The following is a 23,840-nucleotide window of genomic DNA, read 5'->3' as shown; positions in this document are numbered from 1 at the left end:
CGCATTACATATTTATATGGCGAGACTATTTATAGCTCTTGCTTTACTGAGTTTATGACTTGGTAGTGGAGTTGAACATGAAGCCTAAAGCAAAAAGGCAAACAGATCCCGCGATAGCACTTGCTAGGCGTGAGCAAATTTTAACAGCTGCTGCAGAGTGTTTTCGCCGTAAAGGTTACCACGGTGCAGGTATGGCAGAAATATCTAAAACGGCAGGGATGAGTGCAGGGCATATTTATAATTACTTTGAAAGCAAAGAAGCGATTATAGAAAGCATTATTGAAAAAGACATGGAAGAAATGTTCTCTATCTTTCAAAAGTTTGAAGATCACCCTGGTGATGTTTTGGCGGCTCTTTTAGATGGCTTAAATATTGGCGTGCAAAGACACATGGATACAGGCTCGTGTGTTATTGATTTAGATATGATGGCAGAAGCGGGTCGTAATATTAAAGTTGCTACTCTTTTGCGTGAAACCGATATTCAAGCAAGAGGGCGCATGAGGCAGCTTTTAACAAGCGAGCGAAGTGCGCTCAAGGACATTGATGAGCGTGAACTTGAAAGCCGAATTAATGTTATTTTTTCGATGATGGCAGGGTTATTACTTAGAAAGTTACTTTACCCTGAGCTAACCGAAGAAACGGTACTCATAGCGCTTCGCCCTGCGATGAAAACATTACTGATGCCATTTGATAAAGCGCAGTAACGCTCAAAGTAAATAACTAAAAAGTAAGCTAGCCAATATTTTGGCTAGCTTTTTTATTTATACTATTTAAAAACGCTCGATTGACCACTGAAGTGCAACAATTGCGATAGCAACGGAGCCCATTGGCATTAACCATTTTTTATACCAAGTGTAGTGTCGTACATAAATGAGTATTGGTAAGGCTATCAGTAGTATACTAAGTTGACCGATTTCGACGCCTAAATTAAACGCCAAAATACTGAGCAGTTGATAGTCGCTCGACAGGCCAAGCTCGCCAAGTACGCTCGCAAATCCCATCCCATGTAGTAAACCAAAAGCAAAAGTAAGCCAACCTAAACGAAGTACCAACGGCCACACATTATTTAATGCTGCAAATAAAACCGATATAGCAATTCCAAGCTCTACCCAGCGACTATTTGGTGATACAAGGTTCATAGCGGTGGCGGTAAGCGTAATAGAATGCGCAAGCGTAAACGCGGTTACTATCCATGCTGTGTGTTTAATAATGTGTTTTTTAGAGCTAATACCTTGCCATGTTTTGTTACTACGTTTTAAAACACAGGTAAGTAATAGGGCGATTAAAAATAAAATATGATCAATACCTATCCAAATATGTAAAACACCTTGATAAACGTATTGATTGAACGTGCTTAAATAACTGGATTTTTCAAAGCTAAATGTTTGCTGAGCCTCGTTGATATTAAATACACGAGATACACCGTTTATATTTACGATAGATTTATGATTAGCATCGGTTTTAAAAAAAGCAGAATACGAAAGAGAGATTGTTTCACTATCATTGCAGCTAAACAGCAGCGGAATAACCAAATAAGGCTGGTTAAAATGGTTATCTAGCTGATAGATACCTTCACTTTTTAAAGGGCATGCTTGCGCGTTTTGCGTGATATTTAAACTTTCTGTAATGAAGTTATTAATTGAGCTGCGTTTTGCTTTTATTTCAGCCCACGAAATTTGCCCGTTTTTATCTAAATCTAGAGGCACTGCGTGCTCTAAGTCGGCGATATTAACTTGCCAGGTACCCGTGTATTGGCTTTTGTAGGTGTCGTTATCGTTCTTGCTATTTAGGGTTATATAACTTGTACTTAGTTGATGGGAAAAGCTGTAAGTTGAGAAAATACACAGCATTAAAGTGAGTATAAATAGATAAGGCGTTTTCATAGTGTATCTCGTTGCATCGCTTTTGCTTTAATAAGTAATTGCTCATCGGTGCTCATTTTAGCCTGTTGCCAATTAATATGAGCCCAGTAAAGTGCTTTTTCACGATTTGGTTGTACATCAAGGTAATATTTAGCTAAGTCACTCGCATGAAAAGAATCTTTACGAAGCTCTCTAAGTGTAACTCTTTTCGCCATTGTATTTTGCCATTTTTTATCGCGTTTATTTAGTTTTTTTTCTGCGATTGAAAGCCTTAGTAAAATAGCATCTTCTAAATTACTTTTATCTGGAAGCAGTACGCTTAATGTATTTAATACTTGTTGAGGTTGATTTAGCGCAATTTGAATATCGGCCCATAACACAATGAGGCTCACAGGAGCTTGAACTAAATCTACGCTTTGTAAGTGAGACAAAGCTTGCTTGTAGTTACTTAGACGGTAGCTCATTTCACTTAAAACATGGTTTGTAGCTAAACTAGTTTGGTTATTGTTTATAATTTTAACTAATGTTTGGTAGCTGTCTAAAACGCTTTCATGCTGGCTTTGTACGTCTAGTACACAAGTGCTAGCAGTAATGGTACTTACTTGACCAATCAAGGCAACACAGTGTTGTTTTGCCTTTGTAAATTCACCTTGGGTCATCAATATATTGGCCAGTAACAAATGGCTATTACTGTGCTTTGGCTCGGTAATCAAAACGTTGTTGGCAACGTTAATTGCTTCGTCAAAAAGGTGCTCTTTTTGTAAAACACGAGCATATAAGTAACCAATTTGAGATGAGGGTGTTTGTTTATATAGCTGGGCTAAACGGGTCTTAAGTAGCCCCTGTAAACGCTCTGTTTGGCCTACATATTGGCTGTTAGTGACTAATGTATTTATTTCCTCAACAGACAGAGAAGCACTAAGCGTTGAATTACTGTTAGCAATAACTGCGTCATCTTTTGGAGTATAAGGAGCCGCACTCACCGCGAAAGAGGTTAAGCAAATAGCAATAATAGTGAGGGGTTTAAGTACTGATAAATGCATTATAAATATCCTTTGAAAAAAAGCCATCCATGGCCTGTCAGCTTAATGACTTGGTTAGTTACCGCTTGTAGAAATTAATCCATCAACATCGGTATCAGTGTTTGTAAACACCCGACCATTAACAGTTAACGGCTCTGCATTTGGCGCTTGGTTAAATGCATCGGTTGCAAATTGAGCAAAGTCAACTTGCAGCGCCTCAATCGTAATACTTACTGTTGCAGTAACTTGCGAATTAACGCCATCACTTACACCAAACATAAAGCTATCTGAACCTGTTGCTTCTTTATTAGGTGTATAAGTAAAGTTACCATCACTGTCAACATTAACAGTACCGAGCATTGGCTCGCTTGTTAACGAGTAAGTAAGTGAGTCGCCATCATTATCGCTTGCGTTAAGCATATCGGTAATGCTTACTTCAGTTTGTGTTGTTAGCATTGCATCGCTTGCTGTAGGTGCGGTGTTTACAACCGGTGTAGGTTGTTTTTTATCATCATCGCTACTACATGCTCCCAATGTTAATGCACTGAGGAGAACACAAATATGGGTAGTTTTTAAATTACGCATTATTTTACTCCTTATTTAGAGCCAGCAAGTGGTGTTGCAAGGTATGGGAATGTTGAGTCCATCATTGTTGCATCAATAGGTGCGCCGTCTGTAAATGGCACTGTGCCTGTATTAGCATCCTCTGGTGCACAAAGTCCTAAATCAGTGTCTTCACCATTTACAGGAATCGGATGACATAAACGACCCATCACAACACGAAGTGCAATATCAACCACATCATCACCCGGGCGACGACCATTTGGGAAGCCGGCTAAATCATTACCCGCTACACCAAATGCAGATTGATCAGCTTGCGCTGTTGCTGCAATGCCTGTATTTAAACGCAGCATTTCTGAAGGTGTTACAGTTGCTTGCTGATTAACGCCTGCAAAACCCGTTAAAAATGCAGTGATTAAATCAGTACGCGGGAAGTTAGTGGGTGCCAGTGTTTCTAAGTTTGCGCCAAGGGTCGTATTAACAGCATCTTTAAACAAAATGTTTAATAACTCAGGTAGTGCTGGGTGAGATACATAATCTAAAAATTGTGCATCGTCTTTAGGGTGCGCAGTAGAAAATGTGTCTTTGTCTTTAATGCCAATTACAAGCTCATTTACAAGCGGGCTACCTAGGCGTGAAACCTGAGTTAATGCACCACCGTTTACCGCATTATTAGCAAATTTAGCATTGGGGTTTAATACACGTGCTTGAGGTAAGCTTGCTGTTGTCCACGAACCTATTACGCCGTTACCTTCACCGACAATACAGCTTTTAGGTATTTCGATAGCGATTGATGTTACGTTTTTATCTGCAAGGTCGTCATTATCAGCTGATTGCGTTATACCACCTGGAAAACCACCGCCGTCACCAGCACCAGGGGCGCTATCACCTTCTACAGGTACATAGTTTACTAAATCAAATGTTTTACCTAGGTTAACTACAAACGGGTCTTTACGCTGTCCTACAAAAACTTGTGCCATGCTCTCACAGTTAGGAATTGAAACCTGATACACAAATTGGTCAGCATAAGTTTGATAATCGCTCATTGAACCAAATGTTTTATTACCCACATAATCAAGCGGTTTAGAAAATGTGCTGGAGTTTGATGCAGTGTTATTTAATAGCGTTGTTTCGCCAGTACGCTGCGCGCCGCTTATCATGCTTACTGTGTATGATTCGCTAAAATTTGCAGCGCTGTTATCTCCGGCAGATACACCGCCTACATTTTTAAGCGGTACAGACACGGTGCGTTGATTACCTTCAGGTCCAACAGTTAATTGCACACCTTGGTTATCATTAGGAAGCATGCTTTTAAAGTTAAACGCAAATGTAATATCTTCAACAGCATCGCCGTCGTTATCTATATGAATGCTGTAAGTAGCATCTGGGTCCATTGCAAAGTAATTAGGACCGCCGTATGCATCTTGCAGCGGGATGTAATTAGCAATTAATGTGACGTAATCATCACGACCTTGCTCGTAACTATTAAATACATAAAAATCGGTAGAATCTAAAGTCGGGAAACGGCTTATATTTGGCGCTTCTCTGTGGCTAGACGCTTCACTTGGTGCACTTATAAACGTACTGCATACTACTACTGCGAGTATTGATGGAGTTAAAGCTTTCATGACTTTGTCCTTTAGTTTTGATTGAAGTCGTAGTTAATAACGGGTGAGAGTTCAGTATGGATGCAAAAAAGTTAAAATGTTTTTATTTTTTGTTAAAAACTTTAAGGAAAGATTAGCTGCTTAATGTAAGCAGCTAATAAAAGGCTATAAAAGTAGAGCTACAGGAGTATAAGTTCTGTAGTGTATAACACCTCGGTTGGTGATCCATTTGGTGAACCACCAATAGGTTCTAAACTCACTGCTAGTAATGCAATATCACTTGCGTTAAAACGGTTATCTTTTAATAATATCTTGCTACCTTGCTTGGGCAGTAAACCCAATGAAATAGGTGCATCTTGCCCTTTTAAAATCATCCACAGCTCGTAATCTTTATTGGTTTGGGCAACCAATTGGCTACTGACTTTAATTGAAAGCCCTTGCTCGCTTACATCAATAAACCACAATGATTGCTTGTCTTGATTTTGAACCAAGGCAATTTGTTGTGTTTGAACAACATTAGTAGAAGGTTGAATAATCAAAAAGGCTAAAACAATACATGCAGCTGTTGCAACAAAAGACCATGTACGCCAAATAGAAGGCTTAGTATGTATCACCGTTTTGGTGGGTTGTTTTTGGTTTTCAATACGCTGTAGTATATTTATCCATACATCGTCACGTGGCGTTTGTGGTGTAATAGCACTGGCCAAGTTATTTAGGTTTTGCTCCCACATAATTGTTGCTTCACGTGCTTGATTTGAGTTAAGTAACAGACGCTGAAAACGCTTACGGGCAAGCCCTCTAAGTGTGCCAAGCACGTACTGCCCAGCAAGCGCGTCTAATAGTTCGGGTTTATTATAATTCATAATGTTAAACACCTTTGTAGCTGCATAAGCCCACGCCTGATCCAGCTTTTAACTGTACCTAAAGGCGTTTCTATATGATCCACTAACTCGCTATGACTCAGCCCCTTATAATAAGCTAAGTGAATAGCTTGTTTTTGTTGCGGCTCAAGCTGTTCGATACAATTGACCAGTTTCGTTTCTTCATCGTAATTAACGTCAACACTTTCATTTTCATTTTCATATTCGTCATCGCCTAACGACTGCTCTTTTCGTACTTTGTGATAGCGCAGTGAGTCAAGACTTCTGTATCTGACTATACTTATCATCCAACTAATAACGGTGCCTTTAGAGGCGTTATATTCAGATGCGTTATGCCAAATTTTTATAAAAGCGTCTTGTAGTGCCTCTTCTGCATAAGCCCTGTTAGTGAGCATATTTAAGCTAATAGCAAAAAGTTTGCCGCTAGTTTGTTGATATAAACTTGAGAAAGCATTTTTGTCTCCTTGTGCTGTTGCGCACAAAAGAGGGAGTAAATCATCGTTATCCATAGGGGTCCTGTTTTTCTTATTATCATTGAGTAAACGGTTGAGGGTGTGATTTGGATGCAAAAAAATTTAATTGCCTTTTAGATTAGCTGCTTTATACGTAAGTACAAGCAATAATCGGTCAGTGTTTGAAATTTAGACGTGTAAGTATAATTTATTCACATGTTTGTAAAAAATGCACAAAGAGCGGTCTGTAGTAGATTTTAGTTTATTAATTACTATATATATCAATGGCCTATTGTTCGCGTTTGAATTTTAAATGGCATTTATATGGCGTGATATTTGCAAAAGACTACTTAAAGCCGTTTAAATTAAGATTATAAATCGGCATTATTTTCACAAAGGAGAGACTATGTGGGCTGCAATTAGTTATTTACTATTAGCACTACTGCTTATTTTTATTGGTTGGGAAGTGAACTCTGTCTATTTTGCTATTGTTTTTTATTGGACTGCGCTGTCACTTTTATTAGTGAGTACCGCGTATATTTTTAATACAGCAAAAATATTTAGAAAGCGTGAAAATGGGGTGATCCCATTTTATATACGGTGGGCGTTTGTGCCATTTTTATTCGGTGTGCAAATTTATAATGCCTGGTCACGTAAGCGCGATAAAGTGCCGCCCATTCAACAAATAAACGAAAACCTATTTTTAGCTTGCCGATTATTTCCCTCAGATATAGACACATTAAAAGATAACGGGATTACGGCGATTTTAGATGTTACGTGTGAATTCGACGGACTCGAGTGGAGTTCAACACAAGAGAATATTAATTATTTAAACATTCCGGTGCTCGATCATAGTATTCCTACCCATTCTCAGTTAAATCAGGCTATTAATTGGATTCATCACCATATTAAAGAAGACCATCGCGTAGTCGTTCATTGTGCTTTAGGGCGTGGGCGCTCTGTTTTTGTCATGGCGGCTTATTTACTGAGCCAAAACAAAAATGCAGATGTGCATGAAGTACTTGCACAAATAAAAGAAACCCGCGAAACCGCAAATTTAAATAAGCATCAACTTCGCCATTTAGCTAAGCGACATAAAAAAGGCGAATTACTGATTAAAAACAAAGCCGTTTTAATTGCAAACCCTGTATCTGGTACACGATTATGGGAAGAAAAAGAGCACTTAATTGTTGCGCGGCTATCGGATTATTTCGATCTGAAACTACTCACTACTACAAAAGAAGTTAACGGTATTGAGCTGGCTAAACAGGAAATTGCGCAAAATCCGGATATTATTATCGCATGCGGGGGAGATGGTACGGTGGCCGAAGTTGCAAGCGTACTTGTAAATACACAATGTAAACTAGGCATCATCCCTATGGGGACTGCAAACGCCCTTGCGCATGTATTGATGGGTATTACTTCTAAATTTATTCCTGTTGAACAGGCTTGTGACTTAATTATAGATGGTCAAACAAGCATAATAGATACTGCTTATTGTAATAATGAATTAGTACTACTGCTCGCGGGTATTGGTTTTGAGCAATCAATGATAGAAAAAGCAGATAGAGAGTCGAAAAATAAGTCGGGACAACTTGCCTATTTAAATGGTTTTTTTGAAGCGTTTGGCGAGCAAAAATCGCAGTTACTTAAAGTAAAACTCGATGATAATGAGCCAAAAGAAATATGTACTAATAGTTTTATTGTGGCCAATGCTGCGCCTTTTACAACGTTATTGGCTCAAGGTGGCGGGCAACCTGATCATAGTGACGGGCTACTCGATATAAATTGGTTAACACCAAATAATGAAGATTCAACCACAGTACTAAGTATTGCAGAGCTGATGTTTAGTAGCTTAACGCAAACACATTTAGCTATAAACTCTCATCATACAAATGCCAAAAGAGTAGAGGTTACAGGCGAAGGAGAGCTTAAGTACGTACTAGATGGTGAAGTTAAAACCGCTCAAAAACTAGTTATTACTATTGAGCCGGCTTCATTAAATGTGATTTGCAAAGAGCAATAAATCGCGTTAGTTATAATCAAAAAAGGAGCTAAATTAGCTCCTTTTTTTACATCACTTTTTAATTGATGGCCAAACAAACCCTGTTGTATCAGGCGCTTGAGAAGATGTTTCTCTTGGTGCACTTTTTGGTCTACGAATAGGCTTATTATTTATAGTGTGAATATAAAGTGCTTCCACTTTATCGCGAGCCCAAGGCGTTTTACGCAAAAACTTTAAACTCGATTTAATGCTGGGTTGATCAGTAAAACATTTAATTTTTACTTGCTCGCCCAGTGTTCTCCAGCCAAGTCGTTGTTCTAACTCAACAAGTATTTGTTCTAATGTTACCCCATGTAAAGGGTTTTTAGGTTGATTATTCATAGCCATACTACTTATTTAAACTGCATGCATTGTAGCTTAAATCAGCTTTTAGCGCTAATTCACAGTGATTGTTTTAGGAGCTGTTGGGTAAATAGCATTACCTTGCTTATCTATTTTAAGCCAAATGAGTTGGCTGTTACTGTGTTGGGGTGTTTTAGCACCACACAAAAGTGTAAAAGAGTGAACTTGTATTAATGCCCCTTCGCTATAGCGTTTGTTGTCGTACCAACAGTTAGCTTCTTCATTTACAAACTGGTTTGCATCAATAATTGAATGGGTTTTTAGCGTTGTTGCTTCACTAAGTATTGAATACGATAAGCTGCTAAAACAAAAGCATAGAATTAAAAAGTTACGCATTAGAGGCCTTTAAATAGGGAGGGTTAAAAATAATACATTAAGCTAAAAAACGTGCTAGTGTAAAGTACACAAAGTGATTTTAAGTATAAACTTAGTTATTCACAGAACAATAAAAAGGTGCACACAATGCAATTTAATCAAACAATGATCGAAGAATTCACACTATTAGCAAAGTTTCCTCGCGACAGTAAAATGCAGGGTATTAAATTACATTCAGACGCAGAGCCAAGCTTACTTAGCGCAGCGCAACGTTTATTTGAAAAAGGGATTATAGATAGCCCAGATGGCGGATATTTAACTGATCTGGGCTTAGATTTAATTGAGCACGTTACGGTTATTCATAGCGCGCTACAAAGTTAATCTAAATTAGCTTAATTTGCATCGGGTTGATTTTGTGGTGCAGCGTCATTAAATGCAGCTAATTTATTACAATGCTCGTAAATGGCTGCAATTTTTGGATAAGCGCTCATATCTACGTTAAAACGAATTGCATTAAATACTTGCGGCACTAAACAAATGTCAGCAAGTGTTGGTTGGTTACCAAAGCAGTAGTCATTATTTTCGTTTAGCATCAGTTCTATTTTTTCAAAACCCACTTCTATCCAATGTCGATACCATTTATTTTTAGCCTCGTTATCAACACCTAATTCGTTTGATAAATACTTCAGCACGCGTAAATTATTAACAGGATGAATATCGCAAGCAATGGCAAAGCTTAAGTTTCTTATTTGCGACTTTTGCCACGCAGTCCCTGTAATTAATGGCGATTGCGGATAAGTTTCATCAAGCCACTCAAGTATTGCAAGTGATTGTGCTAAAACACCATCATCGGTTTCAAGTGCAGGTAGTAAGCCTTGCGGATTAGTCGCTAAGTATTCCTTCCCAAGCTGCTCCGATTTTAAAAGGTTAACAATAGCAAGTTCATGATCGATTGCTTTTAAGTTAAGCGCTATACGCACTCTATAAGCCGCTGATGAGCGAAAGTAGCTGTATAATTTCATAATTAATCCTGTGAACCTGTAAATTGTTTTTTAATAGTACGCCAGCAATCGGTGTAATTTGGTTGGCGCTCTTTACCTTCTAATGCATATTTTGTCGGTGAAATTATATAGCGCGACTCAAACATAAAGGCCAATGTGTTTTCATATTTTTGTGGTGTAAGCTCAGCGTTTGAGGCTTTTTCAAATACGTCGGCTTCAGGTCCATGTGGCGACATACAATTGTGTAAACTTGCGCCACCAGGTACAAAACCATGCTCTTTTGCATCATACACACCTTCAATTAAGCCCATAAATTCACTCATAATATTGCGGTGATAATACGGTGGGCGAAATGTATTTTCGGCTACCATCCAACGCGGTGGAAATATCACAAAATCGACATTTGCCATACCCTCAGTAGCAGAAGGAGAGGTCAGTACAGTGAATATAGAAGGATCGGGGTGATCAAAGCTCACTGTATTCATTACATTGAAACGCGATAAGTCGTATTTATAGGGCGCACTATTACCCGTCCATGCAACCACATCAAAAGGAGAGTGCTTAATTTCACAGCTAAATAAATTACCGTTAAATTTAGAAACAAGCTCAAAGTCACCCTCTTTATCTTCAAAGGCCGCTACAGGGTATTGAAAGTCTCTGTCGTTGGCATAACCGTTTGCACCAACAGGTCCTCGCTCTGCAAGCTCTAACGCATGGCCATAATTTTCACAAATATAACCACGGGCTGTATTATCAATTAAGTCAACTGAGAACTTAATTCCTCTGGGAATTACAGCAATTTCACCTGGTTTAATGCTTAACTTACCGCACTCGGTGTGAATTAATAATTCACCATGCTGAGGGACAAACAACATTTCGCCATCAGCATTACAAAAGTAACGCCCTTGCATTGACTGATTAGCGACATATACATGAATGCCAATACCAGATTGCCCATTAGCACTGCCATTAGCAGCCATCGTTACTAACCCATCAATAAAATCAGTAGGCTGTGAAGGCATATCAATAGGATTCCAACGTAGCATTGTTGGTGGTGTTACGGCTTCAGTGATTGGGGCTGTTCTTATTAGGCCATTATCAATTGCTTGGTAATCACCTTGCACTACAGACGGACGAAGGCGGTAAAACCAAGTGCGACGATTTGAAGCGCGAGGAGCCGTAAATGCAGTCGAACTAAATTGCTCTGTGTATAAATCGTATTTAACTTTTTGTGGGCTAAATTGTCCTATTGGCAGTGCACCGGGTAGCGCTTGTGTTTCAAATTCATTACCAAAACCGGTCATATAACTTAATTGTGTCGCCATTACTGACTCCTGTGAGAGGGGGTTGGTTTAATATTATTTTTATTTCAGTTAAGATACTCTCAAGTGAGACTAATATCAAATGTGCAACTACGCATCCGTGTAAATATTAATGAACACTAAAGTAAGCCTTATAAAGCTGGGATAACTAAAAATGAAAATTGATTTAGCAACGTTTTTACCTTATCAATTAACGAATGTAGCAACACGTGTAAGTAATGACTTTGCCGAGGTTTATCAAACTAAATACGGTTTAAATATTCCGCAGTGGCGAATACTTGCTAATTTAGCGCAGTATGGTCAGAGCAACGCAAAGGATTTATGCACGCAAGCAAATATGGACAAGTCGACAGTGTCGCGTGCGGTAAAAGTACTAATAGACAAAGGCTTAGTGAGAAGTGAATTAAATAAGCAAGACAAACGCGCAGCATTACTTGTGCTGAGCCAAGCAGGTCAAAGCCTATATGAGCAAATAACACCCGATGCACTAAATTGGGAAAAACAATTACTGAGTACTTTAACCAACGAAGAATACGAAGTGCTAGTGAATATTTTTGAAAAGTTAAATAACAAATTAAAAGCATAAAAAAGCCCACAAAGTGGGCTTTTAAATAATGTTTTAGGTTACAGTTCTAAATTAGAAAGTGTAACGAACACCTACACGCATTTGCCATACAGATGCATCTGATTGTACAGATGTATTTGCATTATTCGCATTAAAGTCAGAGTAAACGTAACGACCCTGATCATCAAGTGATGTTGAAATCATGCTAGCACCAACGAAAGGACCTTTCTTAAGTACGCCCCAATCATCGTTTAACAGGTTAGTAAGGTTATCAATTACGAAGAATGCTTCACCTTTATGGCCTTCCATAAAGCCTGGAAGCTCTTGTGTAACTTTAAAGTTAAACTTAACAAACCAATCAGAGTTTTCTGCGTTACGGCTAGTCGTTTGACCACGTTCTAAACCATTTGATGCAATAAATTCATTGAATTCATTGATATCAGCAGCACTCATGTTGTAAACAACGTTTGGATCGTTTTCAAGTGGAACATACAATAGCTGGCGGTTACCATTCCAGTTGTTGTCACCAAAAGTACCATCACTTCCATCAAACGTGTAGCTGTATGGTAAGCCTTTATATGCTTCACCGAATAGATTAAAGCGAGTAGCAAAACCATCAACAAACTCATGAGTATAACCAAGAGTCATAGTGAAACGATGTGGAATTTCGTAATCAGATGAAGCAACACCTGGGTTACCTGGATCTGTTAGCGCAATGTTACCGTAGTTTGAACCAGCTACAGAGCTTGTCATTGGGTTAACATCATCAGAATCTGTGTAGGCATAACCAAAGTTAACGCTTACACCATTATCAAACATCTTGCTAACCGCTAATGAGATAACAGATGAATCACCGCTATCACCACTTACATTTGTTAGTAAGTATTCGTTTGAACGACCTTCAATTGATTCGTAAATAGGACGACCATCAAACGTTGTTTCGCCGCTATCTTGAAGTGCAATATCACGCATCAATGCAGCATCTTTCTTCTTCGAGTATAGGTAGTCTACAGAGATTACGTATTCGTCTTCAGTTGTGTATGTAGCACCAAGAGAGTATTTCCACTCTGAAGGAATTTCAAAATCTGGGTCTACAGCATTAACTGTTGCATCGCCTACACCAATTTCTGTATTTGCAACAATGTCAAACATACCTTGTGGTACGTCAAAACCAGGTGTACCGCCGTTTACGTTAGCTGTATTGAATAAATCTACACCACGGAACTGCGTACTAATGTTTGTAATACCATCGTTAGAGTATGAGTTAGACAGCCATACGTTCGGGTTACCACCAGAGAACAAGCCTAAGCCAGCACGTACTTCAAGTTCGTCAGTTGCATACCATTGGAATCCAACACGTGGCTGCAGTAAGTCAATACCGTCGAATGTAGACTGGTTGCTGAAACCGTAACGGTTAGTGAAGTTTTGGTTAAAGTTAGGAACGTCATCACTTGTGTACTTGTCGTAACGTAAACCAAACTGAATGGTTGCATCTAAGTCAGTGAATGCGTATTCATCTTGGACATAGAATGTATGCTGCGCATATTTAAAGCTTGCAGCCGCATCATTCGGGTTATTAGTACCTGCAGCATTGTTGTAGTAGATACGCGCTGCTTGACCTGCTTCAAAGTCGTCAATTGAGTCAAAGCGCCACTCACCTTCTGTTTGCTGTACGAACAAGTTAAAAACAGATAGCTCTTCAAACTCGTAACCAGCAGTAATTGTGTGTTGATCTAGGTAATAAGTACCAGCAACTTTAAATGTAGTTGTGTCGTAATCTAGATCGTTTGATTGACGAGAATCATCTGGACCAATGAATACAGTACCGCCATTATCAGTACGTATTTGCATTTCACCAAAGCTGCTTGCAGCATCTAATGACTGAACCGTTGCATCTAGCTCTGATTTACCTAAACGAACTTCAGTAGAGAAGTCATCTGACCAATCAGAGTAAACAGATGCAATGATTGAAGTGAATTCTGCACTTTGGTCATAAAAGTGGTTAGATAGTGATACACGGCTAGAGCCAGTATCAGACTGTGAAACAGTATTACCATCGTTGTAGTTATAGATTAAGTTTGCACGGTGATCTTCGTTGATGTTCCAATCTAGTTTAACTAAGATTTTTTCATCTTCAACAGGCATACTTGAAGGCATTCCGCCTACATCGTAACCATATACAGTTTGAGCAATGCTAGTGATACGCGAGATATCATCAGCAGTTACACTGCCACTGCTTAAGCCATCGTAGTTAAACTGTTGAACACCTTCAAGTTTTTCATATGAAGTGAATAAAAATAGTTTATCTTCAATTAGTGGAAGACCTACGTTGAAGCCGTAACGTTTTTCAGTATAGTTACCGTTATCAACGTCATCACCTTCAATTTTATCACCCTTGAAAGAGTCGCTAGTGTAATCGTAGAAAACAGCGCCATGAACATCGTTGCCACCAGATTTGGTTACAGCGTTAATGTTACATGATGTAAAACCACCGTATTGAACGTCAAACGGTGCAAGCTCAGCTGAAACTTGTTCAATTGAATCAAAAGAGAAAGGGGCGCGAATAGTAGGGTAACCATTTGAGCTTAAGCCGAAGTTATCGTTCATACGAACGCCGTCTAGCGTTAAGCTGTTGTAGCGAGGGTTACCACCACCACAGTTAATTGAACCACGGCTATCATCAATTGTGATACGTGGGTCGATACGGATAATGTCTTTTAAATCACGGTTAATAGCTGGTGTATTTTCAAGATCAGTTAGCGTAAATGTAGACGCCGGACCAGTACCACCAGACATAGCGCTAATTGGCGCGCCAGAAACTACAATTTGTTCCATGCTTGATTGTGACTCAAGAGAAACGTTTACTGGATAATCGTTACCAATATTAAGAATAATGTTATTGAATTCTTGGTCTGCATATACATCTGAATCAACAATTACTTTATAAGGACCGCCAACTCGCAGGCCTTTAGCTGTGAAATAACCAGCGTCATTTACTTCAGTTGTTTTTACTGATCCAGAAGGTACGTGTAAAATTGTTACTTTAGTGCCGGCTGCTGGGTTGCCGTTAGGCCCCATTACTTGACCTTTAATTGCAGAGGTCGTTTCGTTAGCCATTGCAGCGCCACTTACACCAACACATGCTGCAATAGCAAGTGAAAGAGCTGTTTTGCGTAATTGAGTTTTCATTTAATTTTCCCGTGTAGTTATTAATTAAATTTTTATATTTTTATTTTAAAATTTTTCAAAATAAACAGTTAAAGTTCATTTATTCAAAATCCGTTACTAGTGTACCTTATTTATTCGTTACAAATAAAATACAACTGCAATATATTTTTAATAAATAGTACTATTTTTGTCTATTTGAGTGTTTTTTTGAGCAATAACTCTATATCGGGGTATATATTACGTGGGCTTTATGACAAACATGTGAAATTGGGGTGCGAAAAACAAAAAACCCATCACAATTTTGCAATGGGTTTTGTTAACAAATAACTTAATGTGTTATTACTTACCTATTAAGACTTAAAACTTGTAGCTAATACCAACTTTAGCCTGCCAAGCTGATGAGCTAGTTTGGTATTGACTGTAGTTACGAACGTCAGCACCATTAAATTTGCCATCAATTATATAACGACCTTCATCATCTAACCCACCAAAATCATAAACAGCTTGATCAGAGAAACCTAAGCGTTTTTCAACACCCCAATCACTGTTTAGTAAGTTTGCGAAGTTATCAACCATGAAGTAAACCTCACCGCTGTGACCTTCAGCAAAACCTGGGATTTCTTGTTTGATACTTACATCCATCGTAGTAACCCAAGGTTGAGTACCTGAGTTACGGCCTAAAATTTCACCACGTTCTGAGATACCAGCACGATTTAGAAGCGTTTCTAATTCATTCCAAGATAAACCAGACTCATCCCAATTTACATTTGGATCATCAGCGCCAGTTGGAATGTAAGCTAGGTAAGCTGAGCTTGAGTAAAAGTCGCGTGTGTCACCTAGGTCACTATCTTGATACATACCCATAGTGTAGCTAAATGGACGACCAGAGCGGCGCTCAAAATACACGTTAAACTTAGTTGCATAGCCACTGAAAAATTCAGTGTTATACGCTAGGTTTACTTTAAAACTGTGCTCTACTTCGTATGAACCACGATCTGCAAAGTCTTCATTACGGTTACGTGTAATGTTGTATTGGTAGTTACTCTGAGCACGAGAAGATGAACCAGATGAGGCCTCAGTTACGTCTTGGTGTGCATAACTTGCAGAAACATACAGGCCATTTTCAAACTCTTTTGCAATGCCGGTAGAGATAATGATTGAACGTCCATCGTCAGATGAATTAGTCATTGCAATATCAAAGTTATCAGCAAGGTCGCCAGTATAAATACTTTCGTTGATTACACGCTCGCCATCAGCAGCAACACCAATTGGGTTTATAGCCGTGTTATGCCATACAGCTTCGTTTTCTTTTTTATGGTAAGCAATTTCAGCCTGCCATTTGAAGCCTTCGCCAAGTAATTCTGAGTCAAACTCGTACTCGAAACCAACTTGAGCTCGAATGCTTGATGGAAGCTCAAAATCAGGGTCTACATAGTTTGTGCTACCCGCACCTTGGACTAACGTGTTTTTAATAGCGTCAGGTACTTGCGTAATATCGGCTTGGTTGTTGGCGTAATAATCATTAATAGCACTTTGAGGTGCTTCAACAAATGTAATACCGTCATTTTGGAAAGAGTTATTGTACCAAACGTTTGGAATACCACCTTGGAATCGACCTATACCACCATTAATGGTTAATGCTTCAGTTGCATAATATTTAAAGCCAATACGCGGTAAAACTATATCTAAGCCATCAAGATTCTCTTGATTGCTAAAGCCGTAGGTATTTAAAAAGTTTTCGTTTAAAGTTGGTTTATCGTCTGATGATAAACGCTCATAACGAACGCCCGCTGTTACTTCTAAATCATCACCAACATAAAAAGTATCTTCAATATAAAGTGCTAACTGGTTACGTGTTGCATCGTATGCAGTATCATTTGGGTTATTTGTGTACGCGTTACTGTAAGAAAAGTCGTATGTACCTCTAAAGTTACCCACTTCACGGTTTGCAAAACCTTCGAAGTCATCAAATTCCCAAGAACCTAATGAGTTAGATGCAAATAAGTTATATAAATTTAGCGATTCATACTGCATACCAAAGTTAATTTCGTGCTCATCCATTAAGTAAGTGGCATCGAAAGTAAGCGTTAAGTTTTCAGTCGATGAGCTATTTGCATGGCGGAATTCATCTGTACCAAACTCATAAGCTGGACCACGGAAGTACTCTTCAACTTTCACAAAGCCAATATCAGAGTTAGTTAAGCTTCTTGATGATACATCTTTGTAAGCGATACCAATTTCAGTTGAGAAGTTTTCATTCCAGTCTGAATATAATTTTGTCGCAAAATTATTGAATTTAGTAGCGTAAGTATAACGGCTTGACGCTAAGCTTACTGTACTACCGCCAGTGCCGACATTTGTTTCGTCTTTATCGTCTTGCCATTGGTAAGTGAAATCTAAACGATGATCATCATTAATATTCCAACTTAATTTAACAAGCAATGATTCGTTTGTATCTTTAGGGTCACCACCTAGAGAATCGGTTAAGCCGTATTCATTATTTAAAATATTAATAAATTGGTTGTAGCTTTCTTCTGTTACATCATATTCATTCGTTGCACCAGAGCCTTCAAAACCGTAATCTAAATCAAGCTCACTTGTCCACTTGTTGTAGTTTACAAAGTAAAACAAAGTATCATCAATTAATGGTCCACCAACATTAAAACCATAACGCTTTTCAGTTTGAATAGGCTCAACTTGTTCAACAACGTAAGTACGGTGTCCATCTTCATCTAAAACAGGGCTACCATCAGCATATACTTGAGAAATACTATCTACATCACCAGCAATATCAGGAGTTGATGTTTCATAAAAGCCTGAAAATTTAAACTCATTAGTACCTGATTTTGTTACTGCATTAATGGTACCTCCCCCAAAGTTACCTTTAGAGGCTGAGAACGGAGATACATCAACAGAAATTTGCTCAATTGCATCAAGTGCTACTGGTGGCTGAGAAGTAGGGTAGCCGCCATAACTTAAACCAAAGTCATCATTTTGGCCAATGCCATCAACAGTTAAACCATTTGAACGTGGGTTACTACCTGCAAACGTTAGCTCACCACTACCATTAATGCTGGCGAGTGGATTTAAACGCGCAATATCTTTAATATCACGGTTAAAGCTTGGCATATTCTCAATAGTGTCAGAGCCAAATGTACTGCTAGAGCCACCTGATTGCTGAACAATCTTATAACCAGACACTTCAATCTTTTCGATGTTTAGCGGAGCAAGCTGCGAGCTTAAGCGGTAAGTTTCACCAAGGTTCAAGTAGATATTTTCAACAGTTGTATCGTTAAATTTATCAGAATCGATGATAACCATGTAAGGACCACCTACACGTAAGCCATTAGCGATAAACGTACCACTTTCGTTTGTAGTTAGTTCGCTAATAGTTCCCGTTGGTTGGTGAACTACTTTGATTTTAACGTTTGCAGCACTGCCACCTGAAGGCGTCGTAATTTTACCACGCATTGCAGATGAAGTATCAGCAGCCATTGCGCTTGTAGAAACACCTAGAGCTAAAATTACCGCTCCAGTTAATTTCGAAAGGCGAAGCTTAGTCATAATGTTGATTTCCCGTGTGTAGGTTATATAAATTTAATACTGTTTATTTATCAGTCGTCATTTTTAGTGCCGTATCTAACTCTTTTGCAGAAGGGTCAAATAAGGCGTTTAATAGTCCAGCTAGTCGAATACCCGCTTGTTGTAGGCGTGTTTTTACAATTGGAGTGTTGTTATAAATGTAGCTGTACCCAACTTCGTCGTTGGTGTACTTATAAATTTTTGTTGCTAAATTGTGTGATTCTTCAACCCAAGTTTTAGGTGAGCTTTGTAAATACTCAGCAATTAATTCGCTGTTATTTGTATCAATAAATTGAGCGTATTCAGTAAACGACAAGTTCTCGTTCTCAACTAACTTTGTATCCCAAAGGCTGTGAAGGTTTGTTTCTTCGTTAAAAAAAGAAACCTTAATACGGTTACCACCTCTGTCTTCACCTCGACCGGCATGAAATGGCTGATGGCTATCGCCTACTAAATGCACTAAAAAACGCAAACTGAACTGCTTAGCATCTAAGGTGCTATTTTTATCAGTGAGCGTTTGCATTGAATAGTGAATACCCTCGAGGATATTACTTACAGATTCTTTGTTTTTAGTATGATCGTGATTGAAGCTGAAAGATTTTCCTGGGGCTGCATTAATGTAATGCCAACGAGATGATTTCTTTTGCCAAAAGTCGCCAGGAGCAGAGCGCATTTCATCAGGCCACGTTGATATTTGCGCAAGTGACTCACCATCTAAATAAGGTTTAATTGCTGCTTTAGTTGTTTCGCTTATATGAGATTGTGCAATCTGCCCTACAATACGGTGGCCATTTTGACCCCAAGCGTGTGAGTTAGTGCTTGTGAATATCGCACTAATCAAAAGCGCAGAAGATATCGAGTACTTTATATTGTTATGCATTAAAACTTCCTAAATGAATATTTCATGGGGTTGCTATAAGCTAATGCGGTCAATTGTCCTCATTTTTAATGTTGATAGGAAGGACTTATTAAAATTCATAATTTCTTATTAAATTACGTTTAAAATCAGTATCTTATATTTAATAGGTAAAATTACTTGTTGTAATAGGTAAGCGAAATTGTTCAAATACCCTATATCGTCTATTTTTGGGTGGCATTGCTTTGAATTATAAAAATATTGTGTTGCACAAAATGTTAATTGTTACATTTTTGTTTCTATTATTGGTCGTTACGTGGGTTTGCGGTCAAGTTAGTGTATACAATGATGATTTACATTTTCCGGTTATGATCGAAACCTCAACAGAGTGTCAAACAACTGCTACAAGTAATAAAGACCAATTAATTGTTTTTACACAATCAAAAAAAATAGCCAAGTTATTAACACAAAAGTTATGCTCTGATAACGTAGTAGCTAAGCAATATGGCTCGGTAAAAGGGTATTGGGGATATAGAACGGCAGATAGCTTTGAGTTTGTTGGTAAAGGAATTGCTGACCTAATTTTGGCTAAAAGCAATATTATGGCTGCATTTAAAGCGGAGTCGACCTATAACTACCAACCCGTAGTTGGTTTTTCTGACTACACGGCATTTTTTATATCGTCTAAAGAAAAACCTCGAATTACTAAACAATATTTTTTAGATAAACGCATAGGTTTGCTTGATTATCCTACCAGCCGATCAGGGCATATTTTACCAAAGCAAATGTTTAAAGAACTGGATATAAATTTAGCTAATTTGAAAATCACTTATGCTAGTTCTCATAACGAATTACGCGATTTACTCGCCGACGGAAAAGTAGATATTATTGCTTCGTTTTGGAAAGAGAGTGACGAAAAACGTTTTTCAAAAAACTATATTACGCCTTTGAGTAATAATATTACTGGAACAAGATGGTATTTAAAAATGCAGCAAAATAATACTGATTTATTATGTGCAGTACAGGCAAATTTGCTTGATATGTCTAAAGATCAAAGTTTGCATTATTATCAAAATGCACAATCGTTTTGGAGTTGCGGTACTAGCTCAGTAAACTTAAAAGAGGAAGTTAGTGATGAGTAAATATAAACAACTACTTGTTTTACTATGCTTATTTTTAACTCTATCTTCTGTGTTTTATATTTCTGTAATTCAAAAAAGCCAGCAAGTAACTAAACAAAAAATAACGCAGATAGAAAGGCAAATAGCACTCGACTTACCATTACTTGATTTATCAAATGAGCTGCTAAAGCATTCGGGGAATAAAGATGCGGTTAATAGCTATATTAAAACCTTAAATAGCTACATTAATTCGAACGATCTTAAAGTTGTTGCTATTGCACCAAAAGGCGAAATGCTAGCACCTGTAAACTTACACCAAATAACACGTAGTTTGAGCACTAATAACGGACCTGTATTAGTTGTATTTAACGTTCAGCAAACCCACTTTACATTAAGCCATTTTATTTACTATTTTATATTTTTAGTATTAAGTGTGTTGATTAGTTTTTGGGTAAAATTTGCGTTTATTAAACAAAGTAATAAGCAGTTTAATAATGCGCAGCATCAGTCAATTACAGAGCCTACGCCGCTGATGCTTATAGTTGACCTTAACGATAAAACACTATCAAGTAGTTGTAGTGCAGAGCAAAAAGTGGGTTTAGCCAATAAGCCATTATGCTTTTATTTAGCACTTGTAGAGTATTGTACAAATAACGATGATGTAGCGCTTAGTCATAATAAAGATGTACCAGAGGAGCTTCTAGAGCTCGCTAACAAGTATTTTTATAGGTTGGTAGAGCTTGGTCATACGGTTAGAAAAAGGCCTAATTTTAATAATAGCCTAGAAAAAACCTTGAGTGAGATACGTGCGGCATTAGATGAAGTACTTAGCGAGTGTCCTGAAGAAAAAGAGTTATATTACCCACCTAAAGCCTATGGAGAAGGCTCTCGTTCTCGTTTGCATAGTTATGGGCTGGCAAATATTAAAAAAGGTAATATTGAAATAAGAGGAAAGTAACTAGATTACTTTCCTCATATTCTTAGAGGTTATTTAGGGGTAAATTCAGCCGCTTTGAGAGGGCTATTTTTTGAAATAAAGTCTTGAAGTGCTTTAGCATCTGTTTCGTCTGTACTTACAAAGCCTTTTTTATTTGTAAGTGCAGGATAACCATCACCGCCTGATGCGTTATAGCTATTTAGACTCATTCTGTATGTTTTATTTTTATTAAGCGGTTCGCCATTGATCAAAACATTAACCAACTGATTATTTTTACGCTCAAACGATATTTTATGGTATTGCAAATAAGCACCAGCATCCGGTGGGAAGCTCGTTACTGTATTTAAGTAATCCCATAAATCACTGCCTTGCCAATCCATATAAGTAATGCGGTTTTTAAAAGGATGTACTTTTAAAATATCTTTATAGCTTACTTTACCAGCCTCTATTGAGCTGCGAATACCACCGCCACTTATTAATCCAAAGTCTGCATTTACTACATCCATTTGAGCTTGAATAATTACACGTGCAAGGTTTGTTTGTTGGTAACGAACTTTGTTTCTGTCACCTTCTAAGCGAGCATCTACTTCACCAATGGTACCTTCAATTTGTTTAGCGCCTTTAGCTTGGTATACCGCTAAATAAGATTCAAGTTTAGGGTCTGGTTTAATGTACTCGTTTGCTAATACTGCTTTAGTAGAGCCATCAGCTTGAACTTTATCTACATACAAATTAACAGGCATGAGTTTGTAGTCTAGTAACGTTAATTTTCCGTTTTCAAGCTTAAACTCAGCTTTACCAACATACTTACCCCATTCATGGGCTTGCATAATGTAAGTACCGTTTTGCTGGTCTGGCTTACAGGCAAGGCCAGGTTTAAAGTTGTCGTCATTTACATTTGTATCACTCATACACACAGGTTCTTGTGAGTGCCCGCCAATGATCATATCAAGTGTGTTTGCAGGAAGTGAGCGAGCAAGTGTTACATCACCTGGTGCATTAATGCCAAAGCTAGCATCAACATAATGACCCATATGAGTCAGCGCAATGGTAATGTCAGGGTTGTACTTAGCTTTTATTTCTTTAGCTAGTTTTGCAGTAACGTCAACAGGGTCTTTAAACTCTAAGTGGCCAATATACTGAGGATTACCAATTTTAGCTGTGTCTGTTGTTGTTAATCCAATAACAGCAATAGTTAAGCCATTTTTTTTGAATATTTTATAGCTATCAAACGCATGTTCGCCTGATTCTTTTTCAAATATATTGGCTGATAGAAAAGGAAAGTTCACCCATTTTTGCTGTTGCTTCAAAACATCAATAGGATTATCGAATTCGTGATTGCCTAATGCCATTGCATCATAACCAATCAGCGACATACCTTTAAAGTCAGGTTCTGCTTTTTGTAAATCTGACTCAGGAATACCGGTATTAATGTCACCACCAGAGAGAAGTAAAACGGCATGACCTTGCTTTTGGGCGTCATTACGTAAAGAGTCAATTAACGTTTTGCGAGCGGCCATACCGTATTCGCCTTTTTCGTTTTGCCAAAAACGGCCGTGATTATCATTAGTATGAAGAACAGTTAAATATTCAGTAGGAGTACTGTTAGAGGTTGATTCAGGAGCAGGAGATGTACATCCAAGTACACTAAAAATAATCGAAAATAAAATAATTATACGCATAAAATACCTATGGATTAAGGTCTACTTAATTTATCAAGCGGGTAGTTTAAACTAGTTTTATGCTAAAAAAACGTACTTATTGACATTTTATTTAGAAGGTACAGTTAATCGATTTGTGGCGGCACTTTCGCGACGCTTTAACTCTGCATCCGCATATTCACGCTTAGTATGGTTTATACCTACCATCCACGTTAAAAAGCTCGCCGGTAGTTTTGTGTATGGTTCACCTTTGTGTAAACCAAAGTCGCAAATTGTTTGTTTAGTGTGTGGCATTGTTAGATCCTGTTGTTTGTGTTTTTTTAAGGTAACAAATAAGTGACCACACTTTTAAGATGATTTAATTTTAAATAGTCAGATTTATATAGCAAAAAAGAATATAAATAATGGCATATGTAATTAATTTGTTATCAACACGGTCTTAATTGTATCAACTCACACTTTAGAATCGATTTTAGTCGCCGATGGCATTAATGTGTTAACGCATTAACTAATTATTTAA

21 protein-coding genes are annotated in these 23,840 nt (G+C 38.0%); 6 read left to right on the top strand and 15 right to left on the bottom strand.

Features of this window, described 5'->3' with window-relative positions:
* Positions 1-77 precede the first annotated feature (77 nt).
* A complete protein-coding gene (locus tag H5157_RS02165) occupies positions 78-704 on the top strand; it encodes a TetR/AcrR family transcriptional regulator (RefSeq protein ID WP_002959031.1) in 627 nt (208 codons plus the stop codon).
* 66 nt (positions 705-770) lie between these two features.
* Here the strand turns inward: H5157_RS02165 and H5157_RS02160 are convergent, their stop codons facing one another.
* The 6 genes from H5157_RS02160 to H5157_RS02135 all read right to left on the bottom strand — a co-directional run bounded on the left by H5157_RS02160 (position 771) and on the right by H5157_RS02135 (position 6,442).
* Positions 771-1,883: a HupE/UreJ family protein gene (locus H5157_RS02160; RefSeq protein ID WP_182724027.1), complete on the bottom strand. Its 1,113-nt coding sequence runs from the start codon at positions 1,881-1,883 to the stop codon at positions 771-773.
* Entirely contained in the window at positions 1,880-2,905 is a 1,026-nt protein-coding gene (locus tag H5157_RS02155; protein ID WP_182720163.1) for a hypothetical protein, read from the bottom strand. Before H5157_RS02155 ends, H5157_RS02160 begins: the two co-directional genes overlap by 4 nt.
* 54 nt (positions 2,906-2,959) lie before the next feature.
* On the bottom strand, positions 2,960-3,469 hold the full coding sequence (locus H5157_RS02150) for an Ig-like domain-containing protein (RefSeq protein WP_024600513.1): 510 nt from the start codon (positions 3,467-3,469) through the stop codon (positions 2,960-2,962).
* Between the two features lie 11 nt (positions 3,470-3,480).
* On the bottom strand, positions 3,481-5,073 hold the full coding sequence (locus tag H5157_RS02145; protein WP_154902904.1) for a DUF4331 domain-containing protein: 1,593 nt from the start codon (positions 5,071-5,073) through the stop codon (positions 3,481-3,483).
* A gap of 158 nt (positions 5,074-5,231) precedes the next feature.
* Complete coding sequence (locus H5157_RS02140; protein WP_182724026.1) at positions 5,232-5,915, bottom strand: anti-sigma factor domain-containing protein; 684 nt, start codon at positions 5,913-5,915, stop codon at positions 5,232-5,234.
* On the bottom strand, positions 5,912-6,442 hold the full coding sequence (locus H5157_RS02135) for a sigma-70 family RNA polymerase sigma factor (protein ID WP_008171354.1): 531 nt from the start codon (positions 6,440-6,442) through the stop codon (positions 5,912-5,914). The genes H5157_RS02140 and H5157_RS02135 overlap by 4 nt, the downstream gene beginning before the upstream one ends.
* Positions 6,443-6,791: 349 nt before the next feature.
* On the opposite strand from H5157_RS02135, the gene H5157_RS02130 reads away from it, so the two are divergent.
* Positions 6,792-8,411 carry a diacylglycerol kinase family protein gene (locus tag H5157_RS02130; RefSeq protein WP_182724025.1) on the top strand — a complete coding sequence of 540 codons (1,620 nt, stop codon included), beginning with the start codon at positions 6,792-6,794 and terminating at the stop codon, positions 8,409-8,411.
* 51 nt (positions 8,412-8,462) lie between these two features.
* Here H5157_RS02130 and H5157_RS02125 read toward each other — a convergent pair whose 3' ends face one another.
* Positions 8,463-8,771, bottom strand: a complete 309-nt coding sequence (locus H5157_RS02125; protein WP_024591820.1) for a VF530 family DNA-binding protein — start codon at positions 8,769-8,771, stop codon at positions 8,463-8,465.
* Positions 8,772-8,825: 54 nt separating this feature from the next.
* A complete protein-coding gene (locus tag H5157_RS02120) occupies positions 8,826-9,128 on the bottom strand; it encodes a DUF1496 domain-containing protein (protein WP_002959040.1) in 303 nt (100 codons plus the stop codon).
* 126 nt (positions 9,129-9,254) lie between these two features.
* Here H5157_RS02120 and H5157_RS02115 point away from each other — a divergent pair, with 126 nt between their 5' ends.
* Entirely contained in the window at positions 9,255-9,488 is a 234-nt protein-coding gene (locus tag H5157_RS02115) for a TIGR02647 family protein (protein ID WP_007375551.1), read from the top strand.
* Positions 9,489-9,499: 11 nt separating this feature from the next.
* On the opposite strand, the gene maiA is transcribed toward H5157_RS02115, so the two are convergent.
* On the bottom strand, positions 9,500-10,129 hold the full coding sequence (gene maiA / locus H5157_RS02110; RefSeq protein WP_182724024.1) for a maleylacetoacetate isomerase: 630 nt from the start codon (positions 10,127-10,129) through the stop codon (positions 9,500-9,502).
* 2 nt (positions 10,130-10,131) lie between these two features.
* Positions 10,132-11,433 (bottom strand): homogentisate 1,2-dioxygenase, encoded by a 1,302-nt coding sequence (gene hmgA / locus H5157_RS02105; protein WP_039488481.1) that lies wholly within the window; start codon positions 11,431-11,433, stop codon positions 10,132-10,134.
* Between the two features lie 151 nt (positions 11,434-11,584).
* Between hmgA and H5157_RS02100 the strand changes: the two genes are divergently transcribed.
* Positions 11,585-12,016, top strand: a complete 432-nt coding sequence (locus tag H5157_RS02100) for a MarR family winged helix-turn-helix transcriptional regulator (RefSeq protein WP_182720169.1) — start codon at positions 11,585-11,587, stop codon at positions 12,014-12,016.
* A 51-nt stretch (positions 12,017-12,067) separates the two neighbouring features.
* Here H5157_RS02100 and H5157_RS02095 read toward each other — a convergent pair whose 3' ends face one another.
* The 3 genes from H5157_RS02095 to H5157_RS02085 form a co-directional block, all read right to left on the bottom strand.
* On the bottom strand, positions 12,068-15,184 hold the full coding sequence (locus tag H5157_RS02095) for a TonB-dependent receptor (protein ID WP_182720170.1): 3,117 nt from the start codon (positions 15,182-15,184) through the stop codon (positions 12,068-12,070).
* Positions 15,185-15,520: 336 nt separating this feature from the next.
* Positions 15,521-18,727 carry a TonB-dependent receptor gene (locus tag H5157_RS02090; protein ID WP_182724023.1) on the bottom strand — a complete coding sequence of 1,069 codons (3,207 nt, stop codon included), beginning with the start codon at positions 18,725-18,727 and terminating at the stop codon, positions 15,521-15,523.
* 43 nt (positions 18,728-18,770) lie between these two features.
* Positions 18,771-19,625, bottom strand: coding sequence for a S1/P1 nuclease (locus H5157_RS02085; protein ID WP_024594577.1), 855 nt, complete (start codon positions 19,623-19,625; stop codon positions 18,771-18,773).
* A gap of 251 nt (positions 19,626-19,876) precedes the next feature.
* Here H5157_RS02085 and H5157_RS02080 point away from each other — a divergent pair, with 251 nt between their 5' ends.
* Together H5157_RS02080 and H5157_RS02075 are read left to right on the top strand one after the other, a co-directional pair.
* On the top strand, positions 19,877-20,743 hold the full coding sequence (locus tag H5157_RS02080; protein WP_084324632.1) for a hypothetical protein: 867 nt from the start codon (positions 19,877-19,879) through the stop codon (positions 20,741-20,743).
* The gene (locus H5157_RS02075) at positions 20,736-21,680 is read left to right on the top strand and encodes a hypothetical protein (RefSeq protein WP_024594579.1); all 945 of its coding nucleotides are present in this window, start codon (positions 20,736-20,738) and stop codon (positions 21,678-21,680) included. Before H5157_RS02080 ends, H5157_RS02075 begins: the two co-directional genes overlap by 8 nt.
* Before the next feature lie 29 nt (positions 21,681-21,709).
* On the opposite strand, the gene ushA is transcribed toward H5157_RS02075, so the two are convergent.
* Both ushA and H5157_RS02065 read right to left on the bottom strand, forming a co-directional pair.
* Positions 21,710-23,341 carry a bifunctional UDP-sugar hydrolase/5'-nucleotidase UshA gene (gene ushA / locus H5157_RS02070; protein ID WP_024594580.1) on the bottom strand — a complete coding sequence of 544 codons (1,632 nt, stop codon included), beginning with the start codon at positions 23,339-23,341 and terminating at the stop codon, positions 21,710-21,712.
* Between the two features lie 87 nt (positions 23,342-23,428).
* Positions 23,429-23,614, bottom strand: coding sequence for a hypothetical protein (locus H5157_RS02065; protein WP_024594581.1), 186 nt, complete (start codon positions 23,612-23,614; stop codon positions 23,429-23,431).
* Positions 23,615-23,840 lie beyond the last annotated feature (226 nt).

It is taken from the genome of Pseudoalteromonas sp. SG43-3 (assembly GCF_014164385.1).
GTDB lineage: Bacteria > Pseudomonadota > Gammaproteobacteria > Enterobacterales > Alteromonadaceae > Pseudoalteromonas > Pseudoalteromonas distincta.
This window is presented reverse-complemented; position numbering and strand designations above follow the sequence as displayed.